The organism is Bartonella sp. MU70NMGDW, assembly GCF_042194085.1.
GTDB classification, from domain to species: domain Bacteria; phylum Pseudomonadota; class Alphaproteobacteria; order Rhizobiales; family Rhizobiaceae; genus Bartonella; species Bartonella grahamii.
Map to the genome: position 1 here is coordinate 1 of NZ_JBHIMK010000157.1, position 3,043 is coordinate 3,043.

General features: G+C 36.0%; 3 protein-coding genes. All 3 read right to left on the reverse strand.

Annotated features, from left to right (window positions below; translation table 11 throughout):
- On the reverse strand, positions 1 to 1,673 hold a 1,673-nt coding region (locus ACFIKE_RS09045; protein WP_375649436.1), incomplete at its 3' end, for an ABC transporter ATP-binding protein.
- A 64-nt stretch (positions 1,674 to 1,737) separates the two neighbouring features.
- Positions 1,738 to 1,923, reverse strand: a complete 186-nt coding sequence (locus tag ACFIKE_RS09050; RefSeq protein WP_375649439.1) for a hypothetical protein — start codon at positions 1,921 to 1,923, stop codon at positions 1,738 to 1,740.
- Between the two features lie 359 nt (positions 1,924 to 2,282).
- Positions 2,283 to 2,801: a translation initiation factor IF-3 gene (gene infC / locus ACFIKE_RS09055; RefSeq protein ID WP_026500140.1), complete on the reverse strand. Its 519-nt coding sequence runs from the start codon at positions 2,799 to 2,801 to the stop codon at positions 2,283 to 2,285.
- Positions 2,802 to 3,043 lie beyond the last annotated feature (242 nt).

A 3,043-nucleotide genomic window follows, 5' to 3' on the forward strand; every position in this document is an offset into this window, starting at 1 on the left:
AGTTGTCCATTTTGTATGACCACAATTTTATGAGCACGAGCAATCGTTGAAAGGCGATGAGCAATAATGATCGTTGTGCGTCCTTTGGTAAGGTGGTGAATGGCTTCATTAATTTGTGCTTCGGTGTGTGAATCAAGCGCACTCGTTGCTTCATCAAGAATCAGAATTTCGCTATCGTGAATCATTGCTCTAGCGATAGCGAGCCGTTGTTTTTGCCCCCCTGAAAGGTTACAGCCATTATCACCTATCTGTGTATCATAACCATTTGGCAAATTCATAATAAAGTCATGAGCATTTGCTGCTTTTGCTGCTTCGATAATTTCGTCATCACTAGCCCCTTCTTTTCCAAGTCCGATATTATATTTAACAGTTCCTTGAAAGAGAAAAGTATCCTGTCCTACATAGGCCATCAGGTTTCTCAGAGAGCGAAATGTTGTGTAGCGAATATCTTGATCATTAATCAATATGCGTCCTTTTGTGGGGTCATAGAGGCGCATAATAAGGTTGATAAGGGTTGACTTTCCCGAACCGGATGGTCCCACCAATGCTGTCATTTTTCCGGCTTCTATTTCTAGGTTGATATCTTTCAATATCATTTTGTTATTAGTGTATGCAAAAGAAACATGTTCGAAACGAATAGTTCCCTGCTTTTTACTCAGATCTTTAGCTTCTTTATGTTCTATAACTGTAAGGGGACAATCGAGTATTTCAAACATTGTACGGATATTGACCAAGCCAGATTCAATTTTGACACGTACATTTGCTAGTCTTTTTGCGGGTTCATAAGTTAAAAGTAAAGCAACAATAAAGGACATAAATTCACCTTGAACACCTGCGCGTTGGGTTGCAAGATAACCGGAAAAACAAATAATACCTGCAATGGCAACACCCGTGAGTGTTTCCATAATCGGATTGGTAATAGCTTCGAGTGTGGCAATATTGTTTGTTTGTTTTTCAACATCACAAATGGCTTTGTCCATCCGTTTTTTCATGACCTCTTCTAGTGAAAAGGCCTTGATGATTCGAATACCAACAGCCGTTTCCTGTACGATTTTAATAATTTCACCAAGTGAAAGGAGCTCTTTTTCCATCAGGCGGCGAACGCGTTTTAAAGCCATTCGAACGCCTAAAAAAGCTAGTGGTCCTACGATTAAAGTAATGGAGATTAACACAAAGTTTTGAATGAACATGACAAGCAACAGACCACTAACGGAAAGCAAATCACGTACAAAAGTTGTGATAATAGTATCAATTATATTACGTACAGCTGTCGCATTATGAGTTACACGAACAAGAAGATCAGATGAAGTGTTATTATGATAAAAAGAGACTCCTTGTTCCATAAGTCGTGCAAAAATTTTACGCTGTTGTTCCGCAATGATACTATTGCCTGCTTTGTTTAGAAAGTAAGTTTGGGAAAAAGTTGCGACTCCTTTGAGAATAAAGATAAAAGCAATGAAGCTAGAAATCAAAACAATCATAGGAAAATTTTGTGCATCAATAATCTGATTAACAACATCACGCATAATCCATGCACTGGTTGCTGTGGTACAAGAAATGATGATCATTGAGAAAATCGCAGCACTGTACCAACGCATATGTTTACGAAAATTTTCTCGCAAAAGGCGGATAATAAGATGTTTATCAAAAGAGGAAATTTGTTTTTTAGCCATGAAATGCTTCTATATTCTCTCATTATTTTATGCAAGATTGAAACATTCTTAATTAAAAAGCCCCTTAATCTTTTTTACAAAAATAGCCTTTTCTTTCAAGGTTCATCATATCAATTTCACGACGGTGAGAGTGAAAAATGTAGTGCAAAGTTTCTGTGAAAGGTATAACGAAAATTTGTTGTTCATCATTATTTTTAATTTTCAATAAAAGGTAACGGCGAGTTTCACCATTGTATTTACCAATTTCCATATTGTGATAGCCTTTGGCACTTGAAATAGCTCACAAAAAATATTTCGCTTTTTAATAATTTTTATGTATCATTTCCGTTTGTGATGTGTAAGCAAAAATTTTTGCCGCATTACATGATAAGAGAGCTTGAAATAAGAACACCTTACGATGTTTGAGCTTTTTCATTTAATATGCAAAATAACGAATTCTTCTTATAAATCGATAAAGCATTATTAAACTCTTAAAAGGATTTATACACATTTATAAAACCTTAGAAGCACCACAAAAACTCTATGTGGTGCTTCTAAATAATACCATACGCATCATTTTGATGAGTTGCACGCTGATGAGTTGCATGCAAATATTATTCCAATGCAAAACTATTTAGGTGCTATCACCATCATCATTTGCCGGCCTTCAAGCTTTGGCTCCAATTCAATTTTGGCAATTTCACTTGTATCTTCTTTCACACGCTGAAGAAGCTTTAATCCAAGATCTTGGTGAGCCATCTCACGACCACGAAAACGCAAAGTAATCTTTACTTTATCACCATGATCAATAAAGCGATGAACAGCCTTGAGTTTGACTCCATAATCATGGACATCAACATTTGGGCGCATCTTAATCTCTTTGATTTCGATGACTTTTTGCTTCTTACGTGTTTCAGCAGCTTTTTTTTGGGTTTGATATTTTAATTTGCCCAAATCGATGATTTTACATACGGGTGGCTCCGCATTTGGTACAATTTCAACCAAATCAAGCCCCGCATCTGCAGCCATAGCAAGAGCTTCTTGTATCGCAACAACTCCCTGATGTTGCCCCTCATCATTGATAAGCTGAACATGAGGTACTCGGATATCCTGATTTGAACGTGGTCCGTCTTTTTGGGTAGGTGTCATTTTAAACGGTTTACGAATGGTTTATGCTCCTTAATTTTGATTCAACTACAGTTAATTTAATATACAATTATGCGCCTAAAAACAACTATAATTCGCGCCTTTTTCATTATTTGATTTATTACTTTTTGAAATGATTTAGATTATAAAAGTTTTTCTTTTAATTTAAAGAAATCGTTTTATGGAGGATAAAGAATTATGGATCAAAATATTCCTTGTCAGTTTTTTTCGTTTGAGAACACCGC